The organism is Paraglaciecola arctica, from assembly GCF_018861065.1.
Lineage (GTDB): Bacteria > Pseudomonadota > Gammaproteobacteria > Enterobacterales > Alteromonadaceae > Paraglaciecola > Paraglaciecola arctica_B.
In genome coordinates this window covers 87,440-102,352 of the sequence record NZ_JAHKQO010000049.1, presented here as the reverse complement: position 1 = coordinate 102,352, position 14,913 = coordinate 87,440, and the positions used below count along the sequence as shown (strand labels likewise).

Below are 14,913 nucleotides of genomic sequence, written 5' to 3'. Positions count from 1 at the left end.
GTGTCATTAGTTGTAATGTACGCTAGGCAGGGCAACCTAGCATGATTTAATTAACAACCAAGAACTAGGCCGTTTCACCCGATTTAGGATTAGGGCCATACTCATTGTCTTCGTGGCTATCTTGCACCAAAAATACGATTAAAATAATAATACCGATAAGTGGGATAAAAGAAATGAGTTGCCACCAGCCGGTACGTCCTGTGTCATGAAGACGTCTAGCAGCAATACTAATACTAGGGACTAACATAGCGAGTGAAAAAATCAGCGAAAGGAAACCAAGACCCAAAATCGCATCAAGAACAGAAACTAGAATGATCAAGACAGTGTAAATCAGAAAAAACATCCAATATTCTTTTCTTCTCGCTCGACCTGTGAATTCTGCATATTTTTGTAACGCTCCAATAAAATAATCCATATTGGATCCTCCTTGTTGTTGTGTTTAGAAAGAGTAAAACTTTAGGGTTGATACATCTGAAAAATACAGCCTATCTTCCATAATTTTCCATTTGTTATTTTGTCTACATTCACTGATAAAACAATATTACCTTTGAGCCAAAGGCTTTTTATTCCAATAGCTAATAAATGAAGAATACAAACCCGACTAAGATACCCTGTTCTGATTAAATTTCTAGCTCGACTTCGCTAAAAATATTCACCAATTGAAACTCCCTTTGCTCGTGATTAATAATAACTAAATCACCAACAAGCATTTAACGTTAAGTCTTTTGTTTAGTTTTTAACGTAAACCAAATTATTGATAACACGATAGAAAGTGGAAAAACTAACAACAATAAGGGCCAGAACCAGCTAAAAAAAGTGTCAACAACAAATTGCCAGTTAGTGCCAGATGATGAATGAAAGATAGAATTTGGGTTTTCTAGCCATTCTAATGCCGTTACAAAAACTGAAGCCCCCAAGCAGACTAAGACGGTAACAATCATGGATAATTTAACTATTAGTTTCCAATTTTTTATCATGTGTTATTTACTATTGTTTTGTGTTTATTTTAACTGAAGGGTCTACATTTTCCATACCCTTTCCGTACCCTATATTGTCAGCCTTACCTTTTATCTCGTTATTAAAGAGTAATAATCTTACGAGATACATTGCTGCATTTTTGCAACTCAATCGGCCAATATTGCTTAGTCTTAGCGTTTTTTACTTAATTAGACAAAAAATTTGCGGTCACTTGCTTAGTATCTAACCAAACAGACACTTTATTGTCATAAAACGGTTGACGACAAAAACCTAGATCAGCATAATACGCGCCACTTCGGAGACGGAGTGATTTAGTGGCTACATAGCTCAGTTGGTTAGAGCACATCACTCATAATGATGGGGTCGCAGGTTCGAATCCCGCTGTAGCCACCACTTTTACCTTTAAATAAGATAAAAGTTTGCGGGAGTGGTGGAATTGGTAGACACGCTGGATTTAGGTTCCAGTGCTTCACGGCGTGAGAGTTCGAGTCTCTCCTTCCGCACCATTATAGTAGGTTCTATAGTAGTTTTTGTTGGGGTATAGCCAAGTGGTAAGGCAACGGGTTTTGATCCCGTCATTCGTTGGTTCGAGTCCAGCTACCCCAGCCAATTTTTAGACAATTTGGCTATTGTGAAATTAGATTTTCATTTTCGATTAACTCGTTAGTTAAATCTAGTACGGTCAGAATTTTAAAGATTGATATTGTAAATTCGGGGATTTCCCTGACAATTTTCTGAGAATAGATGACGACCAGTCATTCTGTTACTCTCTTGGGGTATAGCCAAGTGGTAAGGCAACGGGTTTTGATCCCGTCATTCGTTGGTTCGAGTCCAGCTACCCCAGCCATATTTAAGAAAACGCTAAGCATTTGTTTGGCGTTTTTTTTGCGACTGGCTTATCTCTAACGCAGGTTTTTATCCGCAGTTCTGTCGTTGGTTCGATTCCAATTACCCAGCCCAATTTTAAAAAGCGCTAAGTTATTACTTGGGGTTTTGTTTGTGCTCATTTGCCCTAGGCTCTAGACAAAAATGCCATTAAACGGCAAACTTCCAGCATAAATTCAAATACTTGTGAGTCAAAACTTGATTAACGAAACTGTCGCCTTTATCAATAATATTCTCTGGGGAAACGGCCAAGTATTGATCTATATGCTGTTGGCCGCCGGTGTGTGGTTTACGGTGAAACTAGGCTTTATTCAAATACGTCACTTTGGGCATATGTTTTCGGTGATGAAAGGCAGTAACAAAAGCGATAAAGCTGGGATCAGTTCTTTTCAAGCTTTGTGTACAAGCTTATCTGCTCGCGTTGGTACAGGTAACCTAGCAGGTGTTGCTGTAGCGATTTCATTAGGCGGTTCTGGAGCAATATTTTGGATGTGGGTTATTGCGATCCTTGGAATGGCTACAGGCTTTGCTGAAAGTGTTTTAGGGCAACTTTATAAAGTAAAAGATACCAACGGCGAGTTTCGTGGTGGCCCCGCTTATTATATCCAGCAAGGGCTAAACAAACGCTGGTTAGCGGTGATATTCTCATTGTTCTTATTTTTGGGTTATGGTTTTATTTTTAGTGCGGTACAAGCCAATACTATCACTGATGCTCTTAACCACGCTTATGACATCCCTACCCTTTACTCTGGTTTGGTCATTATATTTTTAGCCGGATTAATTGTTATTGGTGGTTTACGAGCCATCGCAAAATTTGCCGAGTGGGTCGTTCCTTTCATGGCGGTGAGTTACGTTTTAGTCACCCTAGCCATCACCTTTTTAAATATCCAACTTGTGCCAGCTATGCTGTGGGACATCATCACCTCAGCATTTGGGCTGCAAGAAGCAGGAGCCGGTGCAATAGGTGCCGCGTTTAAACACGGCGTACAGCGAGGTCTATACTCAAACGAGGCGGGCTCAGGCAGCGTGCCCCATGCGGCAGCAAGTGCCACACCTAACCCAAATCATCCAGTATCACAAGGTTACGTACAAATGTTAGGGGTGTTTATAGACACTATGATTTTGTGTACCTGCTCGGCAGTGGTCATTTTGTTAGCTGGCGGCGCATCAGGAGAAGGCATGGAAGGCATTCGTTTAACGCAAGATGCTATGAGTTCACATTTAGGTGAAGGTGGGGGTGACTTTGTTGCAGCAGCTATCAGCTTATTCGCATTTACCTCTGTGGTCGCTAATTACGCTTACGGTGAAAGTAACCTACATATGTTTAAGCTCGACAATAAAATAGGACGTACAGCGTACACTACAGGCTATCTCTTAATGATTTTGTGGGGCTCGATGGCCGCACTACCTGAAGTCTGGGCCGCAGCCGACATGGCATTAGGATTAATGACAGTTATCAACATAACTGCAATAGTGCTTATGACGCCGACTATTGTATCTATCAGTAAAGATTATTTTGCGAAACGAGAAAGTGGTAAAAAAATCACTTACAAAGCCGGAGATTGTGAAATACAGGGTAAATCAGAAGACGGAATTTGGTAAACATTGATAACTTAGAAGAATCCCCACTTAGTCTGCCCCATTAAAATATTGGGGCTTATTCAAAGTTGAAAGAATGCTTTGTAGCAAAGATAGATGTTTAGAAGAATTGAGGTGATAGAAAACTTCGCACCTAAAAACGGACAGTCGAGGTTTAAACACTAGGGAAATCTCGATGCCACTTTCAGCAGTCTGTCATTGTATTTATATCAATAAACTTTAGTAAGGCGAACTTTGAATCAGATGTATATAAAATCAAATATAATGAGATTTAGAAAATAGTGCTTATTTCGTTTCCTGTTATTTCATTTCCTTTGGTCTCGCTTTGTTTTTCAAAAGTACGTTAAGTTATTAATTTAACAAAGAAAAGTATTTTTCACATAGTTTTTAATAGGAAGCAGAAAAGTCGCGTTAAAGTCAGGTCTCCTGTTGCTTTTGCAACTCTGTGTGGTTTTGCTAGCAAAAAAGTTAAAATTACTTGATGAAATCAAGAGGTAAGTACTGTTGGTGACGAAATTAAAAATGAAATCGAAAAGTTACATATACGACATGCTTGATAATAAGCGTTATATGTCAGGTATCAACTTTGACTGAATTGGAAAGATTTGCCCGTTGGTTTCATCAAGACTTTGGTGTTATTTATGCCAGCTCAAAAGAGGGCGCACAAGTTTATTTGAGTACTTTAGATTCAAAAAATAGAGATAAACTCGCAAGTGAAATTAGTCAGTTATTTATTCAAAACCCAGGAAAAGATTTCAAAGGTTTAAAAAATGCCTGGCTAAGGATGGGTGCGCAGTGGTGGGATTCCTCAACTGTTCCAGAGTTACTAGTAAGTATTTGCAATGGAAATTTCAGCAATGACATATAACAAGCCAATTATTCCGACCTCCATTCGCTGCGCTCGTTTCGTCGGCATATTGGGGCGTTATATTTTTAGGAGCACGCATTGAATCTATGCTTAACAATAAGTGAAATTGATTGGTCATTGACCAAAGATGCATTTTCAATCTTAGGAACAATTGGTGCTTTAATTATAGGGACGCTTGGCCTGACAGCTTGGAGGAGACAGCTTCGAGGTACTAGTGAATACGAATTGGCAAAAAAAGCTATTTTTATAGCTTATGAAATTCAGCAAGCGCTTCAAACTGTTAGAAATCCAATGCTTCACTTGAGCAAGGAAGAGGTCGAGGCAGGTCGAAGGCTCGATGAAGAGCAACGAATTTATAATGAACGAATGAATCAGCTATACGAAAAATGGGCTGAGTTACAGACTATACGTTTAGAAACAAAAGTTGTTTGGTCTGATGATGCCCATAACAGTTTCAACGAAATCCAACAAAGAATTGGAGATCTAAGAGGTGCAATTTGGTTGCACTTCTGGATGAAAGGTGCATACGCGGGACCTGGTGCAGTAGTAGACAACAACCCTGAAAGAGTTATCGAAAACGACAAGGTAGTTTACTTCGTCTCTGACAATGACGAGTTCAGTACGAAAATCACAGAAGCCATAAGTAAAGTTGAAAACTTCTTTGGGTCAAAAGTTCGTGGAAAATAAACATAACAAACAAAGGCAGCGGATAAACCGCTGCTTTAGGCGTTAGCCATGCTTGGCACTGTCCTGTCATACTGCTGGCATATATATGTCGTATTAATAAAGGCAATACTTCTTCATATTGGTTAAACATTTATGAAGAGGGTTTGAAAAATGGAAATGGAATTAAACAAAGAAACGTTAAAAAACCAGAGAGATAGTAGGGCTTGGAGTCAGACGCAATTGGCTGAAGTCTCAGGGCTAAGTCTAAGAACAATTCAACGAATTGAAAAAACAGGAGTTGCATCACAAGAGTCAGCAAAATCTTTAGCTGCTGTTTACGAATGTTCTATCACTGAATTAGTAACGAAAGGTTTTTCTTCACAAATGGAAGATAGCTTTTCATTTAGAAATATGAGTGTAAAAGCTAAGGTTATCCACCTTTCGGTGTTATTACCCGTACTTTCAATTGCCTTGTATCTTTTATGGACAGGTCACAACTCCACTGCTTGGGTGAGCTTGCTTAGGGATTCCATCTTTAGTAGTTCTATTTCAGAAGATAGGTTAGATAAAATTAGTTTTTTAATCTTGGTTTTAGTTGTTGGTTTACCATCATTAATTCCTGGATTTATTTATGAATATTATCAAGGTGTATATAAACGACAGCATGGCTAACAAATACATCATGGTGGGAATTTTACTCGCTGAAAAAGCGCCCCTAAAATCCCCGTATGTTAAGCGTTAGGCACCAAAACCGTAGAGCTTAAAGGTAGTTTTATGAAAGAATCAGATTGGAAAAAATTTAAGCAAATAAAAGAACTCGCATTAGAAAAATACTGCTCGTCAGTTTTGAGTGAGTGTAAGGAAGTAGTTTTGAATGAGCAGCAACATTCTCATGAGCGATATTTATATCTTTACAATATGCTTCAAAATAGAAATGAGCACATGGCTTTGATGTTTGATGGACACAGCAGATCAAAGGCTTGGCTTCAGTTAATTGCACTACGAAGAGAAGGTCTAACGGACGAAGCTTTAGTAGAGGAGCTGTCAGAAGAATTTCGAGAAAAAACGGATCCGACAAAACTATGGTAGTTTCAGTGCCTAACAAATGAATAAAGCGGCCAAAACCGCTTATGCAAAGTGTTGTCGTCTTGAATTGCAGGTAACGGAGGAAGTTCGATGAATAATCATTTAGGTTCTTGTCTTTGTGGAACCGTGAGCTTTGCGATACAAGGAGAGTTTGACAGTTTTTATGTGTGCCACTGTCATCACTGCCAAAAGGATACCGGTTCGGCTCATGGGGCAAATCTATTCTCACAGTCCGCCAAATTGGTCTGGCTTTCGGGGCCAGATAAAGTGACTTCCTTTACGCTTCCTGATACTCGTCACAGTAAAAGCTTTTGTAAGCTTTGTGGTTCTGCACTGCCCAATACTCAAATATCAGGATTGCTCGTCGTCCCTGCAGGATGTTTGGACACTGAAATATCTATGTTGCCAACTGCGCAAATTTTTTCGTCCAGCAAGGCGTCTTGGACTGTTGAGTTAGAAAGTGTGGCACAGTTCGACGGCTTGCCGAAGTAAGCTATCATCCTATAAAAAGTAGCTTATTGACCTACGCATCTAGCCTGTGCCCTCTAAAAGCCAAGCGTTTGGAAGGTAATCAGTTGTGGAGGTTTTATAGGAGTTTAGCTAAAGATTTTACTTAGGTTGTCCCTCATTGTTGTATCTTATTTACTAATGGCAAATTATCATTAATCAAAGAGCTATGGTAAAAGTACCTGGCAAGCACCTTATGGCTTTCACAAAAACAACAGGTGCTATTGATTAAAATCGAGATGAAGATGAAATATTTAGGACTACTTATTATATGGACTTTCTCTGCCAATATTTACGCTGCGGATAAAGAGATAGCAAGCCTTTATAGGGATAACAATATTCATGGGGCAATTCTCATTGAATCTGCTGATGGCAAGATAAAGTATCAGCATAACGTTGACGACCCAGCAAGCTTTGTTCCTGCTTCAACATTTAAAATCCCCAATACTTTAATCATATTAGAGGAGGGATTGATTAAAGATGCTTCTGAAATCATTGCTTGGGATGGTGTAGAGCGCGAATATGCTCGATGGAACAAAGATCAAACTCTTAAAAGTGCTTTTCAAAACTCATGTGTATGGTGTTATCAACGTTATGCGAAAAAGATAGGTCATGTAAAATATCACAAATACCTTAGAGATTTTGATTACGGAAACCAATTAACGGGTAGTGAGATCACCCGATTTTGGCTTGATGGTGATCTTAGAGTTTCTGTAAAAGACCAAATTAGCTTTTTGCGTAAGTTGTATGAAGAGAATCTACCAATTCAGAAACAACATATTAAAACACTGAAGAATATTATGTTGTCACAAAGCAACAGCCAAATGAAAATCTGGTCAAAAACAGGTTGGTCTGGTAAGGACGGATGGTATGTGGGTTATCTTATTGTTAACGAACAAACATGGTTTTTTGCAAACCATATCGAGATAAATCAAAGCTCAGATTTGCCTTTGAGAAAGAAGCTTACAATGGATACATTTAAGGCTCTCAGAATTGTTCAACAATAATTGGCATAACAAGCGCGTATTGTAAGACTGGTATTCCGCTGCGCTCCTAACTAGCCGCAATTGCGTAAAGCAACGTCAAGTATAGAGTTGTAGCTCAACCTTATACTGAATATCCCAATTGTCTGTTGCCCTTTTAAAATACAAAAACAAACTCTCACTACTCTTTTCCTTATTGACCTGAGCTCGGGTTAAAACGTGCCGCTTCCTCTAAAGTAAATATAATAAAAACAATAGGTTATAATCTTATTAGTTATTTAGCCGCCAATTTAATGCATTCAGTGCTGATATTATTGTGTTTATCAAAGCAAGATTGCTCGCAATAATAGCGGTGCTGGACGGTATGGCTTATCCCGAGTTCAGGTTTATGACAAAGCTGCTGGATAATTTGGCCGGCGATTGCCGTTGGCGATCGCACTGCTGTTAATCATAACTAGGACGACTCTCTTTAAGCAGTGTATCTAAGTCTTTTTGTGCCTGTTGAGGGTTGGCTAAATCCCCTTCTTGCAACATTTCACATTCATCGTTAATCATCTGTTTGACTGTGACTGGGTAAAATCGGCAGTCTTCTGGACGGTCGTAGTAAATATCGCAGGTATAAAAAGTTTTATTCGGTTCTCCAGCATGTTTACTTTCTCGTAAAAACGGGCACAAAGATAAAAGTTTGCCACTTTGCGGTGAAAACCAAATCAAACCATTTTTAACATAAGCGGCAATATCAGGCTTAAATAGCTGCCACATATCGATATCCTGATCTGAAGCTGACAAATCGCCATTACTGTATTTGATGCAGCACTTGCCACAGGAATTACAATTTTGCATCAGACACTATCAGATTGAACATTATTATTTGCGACGACCCGATTGTTTCTTCATACGTGCAGATTGCTCTGCTCTGTCGTTTTGACGTTTCTCTTTACGGTCTTTTTTATCTGGGGTTAAGGAGCCTGTTTTAAAACGTGCTTTGCGATCAACTTTGTCCGCTGCCTTTTTCGCTGCCACTTCCGCCATTTCAATGACTTCTTGTTCTATCATAGAGGGAGTTTCAAGACTAATCCGACCTATTTTTCCTGAACGTAATTCGTTAATTAACACTTCACAAATTTTGTGTAGATTAACTCGCCCGCCGGTCATTAAGGCGCCGCGCCGGGCCGCAGCAAGCTCTAGAAACTCAATTTCTGTATTGGGTATATTGTCTAAATCAAAACGCGCTTTTAATAATTCAGGATAAGCTTTAATTAAGTAATCGGCAGCAAAAAAACCTACATCGTCATACTCCATTGCCGTGTCTTTTATTGCGCCGGTTGCGGCTAACCGATAGCCGCTATTGGGATTTTCTAATTTTGGCCACAATATGCCCGGCGTATCAAACAGTGTGATGCCATTACCTAAATTGATTCGTTGTTGAGTTTTAGTCACTGCAGCCTCATTGCCTGTTTTTGCAATCACCCTGTCCGCCAAAATATTGATTAAGGTCGACTTACCCACGTTAGGTATGCCTACTATCATGGTATGAATAGTTTTTACGCTGGCATCTTTCTCGGGCAACATTTTTCTACATAAATCCAAGATCTGTTTCATCTTGGCGGGCTCTTGCGTTGTAGCGGCAAACGTTTTGACTGATCTTTCTCGCTCCAAAAACTCTTGCCAAGCAGCAGTAACCTCGGGATCCGCTAAGTCCGTTTTACTCAGCACCTTGATACAGGGCTTATTTCCCCGTAACTGAGCAATCATTGGATTTTCGCTAGAATACGGAATACGCGCATCTAAGACTTCAATTAACACGTCTACTTGGGGTAAAACGTCTTTAATCTCTTTTTGAGCCTTATGCATATGCCCTGGGTACCAATGAACTGCCATTTATCCTGCCTATTAATCTATTTAAAAACTGAGAAAACCCTATCTACAGGATTTTAATTAACGTAGTACATAATCAATTGAATAATTGCCATTATAACCAACAAAGGCAAAATCCAGCGACCTAACTTGCCCATTTGTTCACTGGACATTCTAAAGTTAGAACGTTCAATTAATGGAACAATTACAACCAAAGCAATAAATAACACTGCCAAAATAGTTAATACAGTCATATTGAGGTTACTCTTTTTCTACTGGCGTTTGGGGTCATAAACCCATCGCATATTTCATTGCCGTGTTTTTTATTGGGCCGGCATGGTTTGCTAATTTTAAACCTAGATTACGCAACAATTTGAGTGGCATATGATTATTACTAAAGGTGGAATATAACAAATCCATAGCACTCATCATGATTAAATTATCTTTTCTACGAGCGGCTTCATATTGAGTAAACCACTGGCCGTAACGGCTTGCTTCTAATACTGCTGAGCGCTCATAAATAGCTAACTCTTCTCGAATGACACTTAGTAAAGCAGCAACATCTTTAAACCCCAAATTAACTCCCTGTCCAGCCAACGGATTGATAGTATGGGCTGCATCACCTATTAATACGGTATTGCCTTTAAAATATTGATTAGCGTGCATACGTGTCAAAGGAAAACTGGCCACATCAACCACCTCAAAATCAACCAATTCAGCCGGAAAATGTTGCAACACATGTTGCTTCAGTTTTGCTTTAGAAAGGCTTTTTAAATACTGTATATCTGTAGCCTTGTGATACCAAACTAAGGAGCCGAAACCATCATATAACGGTAAAAACGCCATTGGTCCATCTGGTGTGAACTGTTGCCAGGTAATATCCTGTTGCCCATCCTTAGTTTTAATTTGAATACCAAGAGCCTGTTGCGAGTATTCCCATCCTTGCGTGCCAATGTTAGCCGCTTTTCTCACCGCAGAATGACCTCCATCTGCTCCAATCAAGACTTTCGCTTGAATGATCTGTCCATCTTCTAGGGTGACACTTGCACATTCGTTTGTGGTTATACTTGTTACTTTTAGATTTTTGTAGCAATCCACTTCAGTCGCAGCGATAACTGTATGCAAGCCTAATTGTACAAGACGGTTTTCTATTATATTGCCAAGGTGTGGCTGACCAATATCGACACAATTAAAATCAGTACGACACGAGGGTTTATCCCATACTGACAGGCGTTTATACGGGCATAAACGCATGCTCTTAATGTCGTCCCAAGCACCTATCTCTCGCAGCAATTTTTCAGAGGTTAAACTGATAGCAGAAACGCGCATATCAGGTGGCTGTTCAGGTTCGAATGGAGCAGGAATATTAGGCTCTATCATGGCGATTTTAAAACCCATATTCGCTAATCCAAGAGCCATTGCTGACCCAACCATTCCTCCCCCAACCACACAAAAATCAAACACTTTGACTATCCTTTTTTTACACCCGGCAATGATATCAAAAACCCCGACTAGTTTATGCTAATACTCACATAATCACCTTAACCATTGCACCTTCGATACTTTACTAATCGTTATTAATGCAACTTTTGTTTAAGCGAAAGGGGCGCATATCATCTCACCACCGCCTAAATAGCGAGCAATGAAATAGTGTAAACGCCACGGCCCCCCCAAAAAACTAAATTGATCTTGGTGTTATTTATAAAAGTCGAAGCTCTGCCTTACGACCTCTATCTAATATACGCTAAAGATAAGTGAGCACGTATAATAGTCATTACGCTACTTTTAGAGTAACTGATTAATTTATCTACTAAAAATCTTGTTTACCGTGACTTTGCATTCTACCCTAGGATACAACTGTTGATACACACTCCATTGAGAAGAACGCCATGAAAAAAATCGCTGTTTTGACATCAGGTGGTGACGCGCCAGGTATGAATGCTTGTATAAGGTCAATAGTGCTCACAGCCGAGCATTATGAGCTTGAAGTAATAGGTTATAAACATGGTTATAACGGCCTAATTGACCAAGAATACAAGCTACTGGCAGCAACCAATGTCACCAATATTATACAGCGTGGGGGAACGATTCTAAAAAGTGGCCGTTGTGATGATTTTCACACTGAAGCAGCTGGTAGAGCGGCAGCTAAAAACCTCAATGAATTAAATGTCGATGCATTACTAGTAATTGGCGGTAACGGTTCTTTTCGCGGCGCTCACCATTTATGTAAATATTATAACGGCCAAGTAATTGGATTACCTGGAACAATTGATAATGACATTAGCTGCACAGATGCCACTATTGGTTATTATACCGCGATAGAAACCGCCCTTGATTCTATTGATAAAGTACGCGATACAGCTGATGCATTTGAGCGAATATTTCTAGTTGAAGTAATGGGAAGGCATGCTGGTTTTATTGCGCTAAATGCGGCTGTAGCTTCCGCAGCGGATAGAGTGTTAGTGCCTGAAGATTGTCATGACATTGACCTTGAAGTCGACAACATTATTGAACATTTACACGCAGTATATAATCAACGAGGAATTTCGAGTTTTATCGTGGTTACCAGTGAAAACTTGTTACCAGGAGGTGTAATAACCTTGGCAAAAATGATCACAGATAAAACGCAAATAGAATGTCGCCCTGTCATTTTAGGACATGTACAAAGAGGAGGTTCACCGGTTAGCCAAGATCGAATTCTAGCAACAAAGTTAGGGGCCTTTGCGGTTGAACAAGCCTTAGCTGGACAAAACAACATTATGGTAGGTGAACTCGACAGCAAATTAGTCGCTCACCCCATTGAAAAAAGTTGGCTACAAAAGAAACCACTAAATGAATATTTATTAAAACTTCAACAACAGTTGTTTTGTACCAAGTCTTGAGCCATTTTAAGCTAGGCTATAATTTGATCATTTCCTTTACGCGGTCTCGGTGACTGCGACTGACTTTAAGTTCAGTACCATTATTTAATATCAGGTGATATTCACCACTAATATGACTCACCATTTTTTGTACAAACTTAATGTTCACTATTGCAGAGCGGTGCGCTCTCACAAATTTCTTAGGATCCAGATCGTTTTCTAGTTCTTTCATGGTACGGCGCATAATATGCGTTTTTTCAGTGGCGTGAACACACATATAATCACCTGCCGCATCTATCCACTGAATGTCATTTATCGCGACTCGGGTGACCTCTGAACCGTCTTTTATCGCCAAAACATCAGGATAAATATTAGTGCTAATACTTTCTCCACTGGCGAGTTTGCGGAGAATATCTTCGCAATCGTCACCTGTAAAATCAGCAAGTAAGGTGGCAAGCTTTTGATTATTGCCGTCCTGCTGTTCTCGCTCTAAGGTCATTAACACTTTATCCACCGCATCTTTAAGACGGCTTTCGTCTACTGGTTTCAAAACGTAATCTAAGGCGTGAACATCAAAGGCTTTAATGGCATAGGAGTCAAAGGCGGTAACAAACACAATCAAAGGCATAGGTTGCTTGAGTTCTTGCAGTTTGTTGATGACTTGAAATCCATTTAATCCTGGCATCTGAATGTCTAAAAACACAAGGTCAGGGCGTAGTTGTGGAATAAGTGTGACGGCTTCTAATCCATTTTTGCACTCGCCAACTATTTCGATATTCTCAAATTCAGCCAAACGCAAAGACAACCCCTTACGGGCTAAGGGTTCATCGTCAACTATAACGGTGCTAATTCTCAATTTTTGACTCATTTGAGCTCTCACTTATTTCGTATGGAATGCGGATATTGACTTTGACGCCCGTAGGATAATTATGGGAAATAACGAACGAATAATTATTAACGTACAGGGCTTGTAATCGATCCTGGATATTGTGTAAGCCCACTCCGCCACTTTTACTAGTAGGCAAATGACCGTTTTTGATTTCTGCACCGGGCCCATTGTCACTGACGTTTAGCATCAGGTCACGACCAAAGGTTTTGGCTGAAATACTGATGCGCCCACCTTCTTCTAATTTAGAGATAGCAAACTTAATAGAGTTTTCGATAATAGGTTGCAATATTAAACTTGGCACTAAGGCGCTTTTAGTCTTTTCTTCTATGTCCCACACCACTGTCAGTCGATCTTCAAAGCGTACCTTTTCAATTTCTAAATACAACTCAAGTGCTTTAATTTCTTGGATAAGAGGTACTCGCCTAATGGGATCTTTATCCAAAGAGTAACGTAAAAAGTCACTCAAACGACTTACCATCGCTTCGGCTGTTTTGTTCTCTTTCATCAAAATAAGTGTTGAGATCGCATTGAGGGTATTGAACAAGAAATGCGGATTGAGTTGGTACCTGAGCATTTTAATGTGAGCTTGATGCGCCATTGACGAGGCTTTAAGCACATTTTGCTTTTCTCTTAGTAACATCTGATAGTTTTTGACACCAAAATATCCACCGGTCCAACATCCGATCATAATTAGAGAATTGATAGTGTCTTTGAAGTACCAATACCATTCATCTGGCCGATAGCCCTTTTTGTAAATTTCCCAATTATTGACATTTTTGACTAATGTCCAGATTAACGCTGTAAAATATAAACTTGCGCCAATTAGAATAATCATTTTAAGTGGAGATAAAGTGAGCGCTTTGCGATACACATACCTAAGAGGGATTGTCAGTAACCAACCTGCATATGCGTTAAGTATGATGACAAACAGCCAAATACTCCGCATATCTTGCAGAAACGAACCAATGTAATACACAATAGCGAACCCGCACCAACCCGCAGTATGTAGCGTCCAAAACAACCGTTCTCGGCTATCGACTAAATTTTCCCACTTAGGCACATGATTTCCTGAATAATGGCTAGATTCCTAGTATACAAAAAAAAGACCAAGGAAACTCTTCCCTTGGTCTTAGATTAGTGGTGTTTTATCGCAACTATTTCTAGATAAGAAAAATAAGTTTAATAGTTGATATTTAAACGTTTTAACCAATGTACCCACCACCATGCGGGCCCCACCAGCAGAAATTGTAAATCTTTTAGAAAACTGGGCTTTTTGCCTTCTATGTTGTGACCAACAAATTGCAAAATCCACATCACGACAAACAATGCAAGACTAAACTTCCAAACCGATATGTCCATCGAAACCAATAACTGAATACCGAAATAAGACAAGATTGATAAAAGTGTCATGGCCGCACCTATAGGCCCTGACAAACGGAAGTAATAATACAAAGTCGGGATCACCAAAACATGCACCCAAGTGACACCAAAATAATCTAAAAATTCAGGCGTAGGGATAGACCAAACCAGCGCTAAAGTAACAAAGTATATTGCAGGAACAGCTATCGCGTGGATCATAATGTTGGTTTTATTTTTATGACTCTCGCCATATTCATTTAACAAAAACTCAATTTGACGCATGTAAACCTCGGTAACGTTATATTAACCCTAATTTAACAACTTCATTTGCTGGCATCAATTAAAACCTAGTTGCTCTAGCCACAAATATTGTCT

Annotated in this window: 16 protein-coding genes and 4 tRNA genes; 12 read left to right on the top strand and 8 right to left on the bottom strand. The window is 39.5% G+C overall.

All coding sequences use genetic code 11. The features are described from left to right. Positions 1–64 precede the first annotated feature (64 nt). Positions 65–415 carry a DUF805 domain-containing protein gene (locus KO534_RS21890; protein WP_215933347.1) on the bottom strand — a complete coding sequence of 117 codons (351 nt, stop codon included), beginning with the start codon at positions 413–415 and terminating at the stop codon, positions 65–67. Between the two features lie 879 nt (positions 416–1,294). Between KO534_RS21890 and KO534_RS21885 the strand changes: the two genes are divergently transcribed. The 11 genes from KO534_RS21885 to KO534_RS21835 all read left to right on the top strand — a co-directional run bounded on the left by KO534_RS21885 (position 1,295) and on the right by KO534_RS21835 (position 7,596). Continuing rightward, positions 1,295–1,371, top strand: a tRNA-Met gene (locus KO534_RS21885). Between the two features lie 28 nt (positions 1,372–1,399). Next, positions 1,400–1,484 (top strand) — tRNA-Leu (locus KO534_RS21880). Between the two features lie 28 nt (positions 1,485–1,512). After that, positions 1,513–1,587 (top strand) — tRNA-Gln (locus KO534_RS21875). Between the two features lie 163 nt (positions 1,588–1,750). Then, positions 1,751–1,825: transfer RNA gene (locus tag KO534_RS21870), tRNA-Gln, on the top strand. 236 nt (positions 1,826–2,061) lie between these two features. Then, the gene (locus KO534_RS21865; RefSeq protein ID WP_215933345.1) at positions 2,062–3,465 is read left to right on the top strand and encodes an alanine/glycine:cation symporter family protein; all 1,404 of its coding nucleotides are present in this window, start codon (positions 2,062–2,064) and stop codon (positions 3,463–3,465) included. Between the two features lie 583 nt (positions 3,466–4,048). Continuing rightward, positions 4,049–4,330, top strand: a complete 282-nt coding sequence (locus tag KO534_RS21860) for a hypothetical protein (protein ID WP_215933343.1) — start codon at positions 4,049–4,051, stop codon at positions 4,328–4,330. 78 nt (positions 4,331–4,408) lie between these two features. After that, positions 4,409–5,017, top strand: coding sequence for a hypothetical protein (locus tag KO534_RS21855; RefSeq protein WP_215933341.1), 609 nt, complete (start codon positions 4,409–4,411; stop codon positions 5,015–5,017). A 150-nt stretch (positions 5,018–5,167) separates the two neighbouring features. Continuing rightward, positions 5,168–5,668 carry a helix-turn-helix transcriptional regulator gene (locus tag KO534_RS21850; RefSeq protein ID WP_215933339.1) on the top strand — a complete coding sequence of 167 codons (501 nt, stop codon included), beginning with the start codon at positions 5,168–5,170 and terminating at the stop codon, positions 5,666–5,668. 102 nt (positions 5,669–5,770) lie between these two features. Continuing rightward, a complete protein-coding gene (locus KO534_RS21845) occupies positions 5,771–6,085 on the top strand; it encodes a hypothetical protein (protein ID WP_215933337.1) in 315 nt (104 codons plus the stop codon). An 87-nt stretch (positions 6,086–6,172) separates the two neighbouring features. Beyond that, complete coding sequence (locus tag KO534_RS21840; protein WP_215933335.1) at positions 6,173–6,574, top strand: GFA family protein; 402 nt, start codon at positions 6,173–6,175, stop codon at positions 6,572–6,574. 260 nt (positions 6,575–6,834) lie between these two features. Continuing rightward, positions 6,835–7,596 (top strand): penicillin-binding transpeptidase domain-containing protein, encoded by a 762-nt coding sequence (locus KO534_RS21835; protein ID WP_215933333.1) that lies wholly within the window; start codon positions 6,835–6,837, stop codon positions 7,594–7,596. 420 nt (positions 7,597–8,016) lie between these two features. Here the strand turns inward: KO534_RS21835 and KO534_RS21830 are convergent, their stop codons facing one another. The 4 genes from KO534_RS21830 to KO534_RS21815 are packed head-to-tail and all read right to left on the bottom strand — an operon-like array spanning position 8,017 to position 10,893. After that, positions 8,017–8,415 carry a YkgJ family cysteine cluster protein gene (locus tag KO534_RS21830; RefSeq protein ID WP_215933331.1) on the bottom strand — a complete coding sequence of 133 codons (399 nt, stop codon included), beginning with the start codon at positions 8,413–8,415 and terminating at the stop codon, positions 8,017–8,019. A gap of 24 nt (positions 8,416–8,439) precedes the next feature. Beyond that, positions 8,440–9,453: a ribosome biogenesis GTPase YlqF gene (ylqF, locus tag KO534_RS21825; RefSeq protein WP_215933329.1), complete on the bottom strand. Its 1,014-nt coding sequence runs from the start codon at positions 9,451–9,453 to the stop codon at positions 8,440–8,442. Positions 9,454–9,506: 53 nt separating this feature from the next. Further along, positions 9,507–9,683 carry a hypothetical protein gene (locus KO534_RS21820; protein WP_215933326.1) on the bottom strand — a complete coding sequence of 59 codons (177 nt, stop codon included), beginning with the start codon at positions 9,681–9,683 and terminating at the stop codon, positions 9,507–9,509. Between the two features lie 34 nt (positions 9,684–9,717). Continuing rightward, positions 9,718–10,893 carry an FAD-dependent monooxygenase gene (locus tag KO534_RS21815; protein WP_215933324.1) on the bottom strand — a complete coding sequence of 392 codons (1,176 nt, stop codon included), beginning with the start codon at positions 10,891–10,893 and terminating at the stop codon, positions 9,718–9,720. A gap of 425 nt (positions 10,894–11,318) precedes the next feature. On the opposite strand from KO534_RS21815, the gene KO534_RS21810 reads away from it, so the two are divergent. Beyond that, positions 11,319–12,311 carry a 6-phosphofructokinase gene (locus tag KO534_RS21810; protein WP_215933322.1) on the top strand — a complete coding sequence of 331 codons (993 nt, stop codon included), beginning with the start codon at positions 11,319–11,321 and terminating at the stop codon, positions 12,309–12,311. A 16-nt stretch (positions 12,312–12,327) separates the two neighbouring features. Here the strand turns inward: KO534_RS21810 and KO534_RS21805 are convergent, their stop codons facing one another. From KO534_RS21805 to KO534_RS21795, 3 genes are all read right to left on the bottom strand, one after another. Beyond that, complete coding sequence (locus KO534_RS21805) at positions 12,328–13,158, bottom strand: LytR/AlgR family response regulator transcription factor (protein ID WP_215933320.1); 831 nt, start codon at positions 13,156–13,158, stop codon at positions 12,328–12,330. Then, entirely contained in the window at positions 13,136–14,239 is a 1,104-nt protein-coding gene (locus tag KO534_RS21800; protein WP_215933318.1) for a sensor histidine kinase, read from the bottom strand. The genes KO534_RS21805 and KO534_RS21800 overlap by 23 nt, the downstream gene beginning before the upstream one ends. A gap of 119 nt (positions 14,240–14,358) precedes the next feature. Next, positions 14,359–14,820: a DUF962 domain-containing protein gene (locus KO534_RS21795; RefSeq protein WP_215933316.1), complete on the bottom strand. Its 462-nt coding sequence runs from the start codon at positions 14,818–14,820 to the stop codon at positions 14,359–14,361. Positions 14,821–14,913 lie beyond the last annotated feature (93 nt).

What these genes read in the sequence shown, in the direction of transcription:
- KO534_RS21820 (WP_215933326.1), bottom strand. Translation starts at nt 9,683, where the DNA reads ATGACTGTATTAACTATTTTGGCAGTGTTATTTATTGCTTTGGTTGTA.
- KO534_RS21805 (WP_215933320.1), bottom strand. Translation starts at nt 13,158, where the DNA reads ATGAGTCAAAAATTGAGAATTAGCACCGTTATAGTTGACGATGAACCC.
- KO534_RS21840 (WP_215933335.1), top strand. Translation starts at nt 6,173, where the DNA reads ATGAATAATCATTTAGGTTCTTGTCTTTGTGGAACCGTGAGCTTTGCG.
- KO534_RS21835 (WP_215933333.1), top strand. Translation starts at nt 6,835, where the DNA reads ATGAAATATTTAGGACTACTTATTATATGGACTTTCTCTGCCAATATT.
- KO534_RS21845 (WP_215933337.1), top strand. Translation starts at nt 5,771, where the DNA reads ATGAAAGAATCAGATTGGAAAAAATTTAAGCAAATAAAAGAACTCGCA.
- KO534_RS21850 (WP_215933339.1), top strand. Translation starts at nt 5,168, where the DNA reads ATGGAAATGGAATTAAACAAAGAAACGTTAAAAAACCAGAGAGATAGT.
- KO534_RS21810 (WP_215933322.1), top strand. Translation starts at nt 11,319, where the DNA reads ATGAAAAAAATCGCTGTTTTGACATCAGGTGGTGACGCGCCAGGTATG.
- ylqF (WP_215933329.1), bottom strand. Translation starts at nt 9,453, where the DNA reads ATGGCAGTTCATTGGTACCCAGGGCATATGCATAAGGCTCAAAAAGAG.
- KO534_RS21830 (WP_215933331.1), bottom strand. Translation starts at nt 8,415, where the DNA reads ATGCAAAATTGTAATTCCTGTGGCAAGTGCTGCATCAAATACAGTAAT.
- KO534_RS21890 (WP_215933347.1), bottom strand. Translation starts at nt 415, where the DNA reads ATGGATTATTTTATTGGAGCGTTACAAAAATATGCAGAATTCACAGGT.
- KO534_RS21795 (WP_215933316.1), bottom strand. Translation starts at nt 14,820, where the DNA reads ATGCGTCAAATTGAGTTTTTGTTAAATGAATATGGCGAGAGTCATAAA.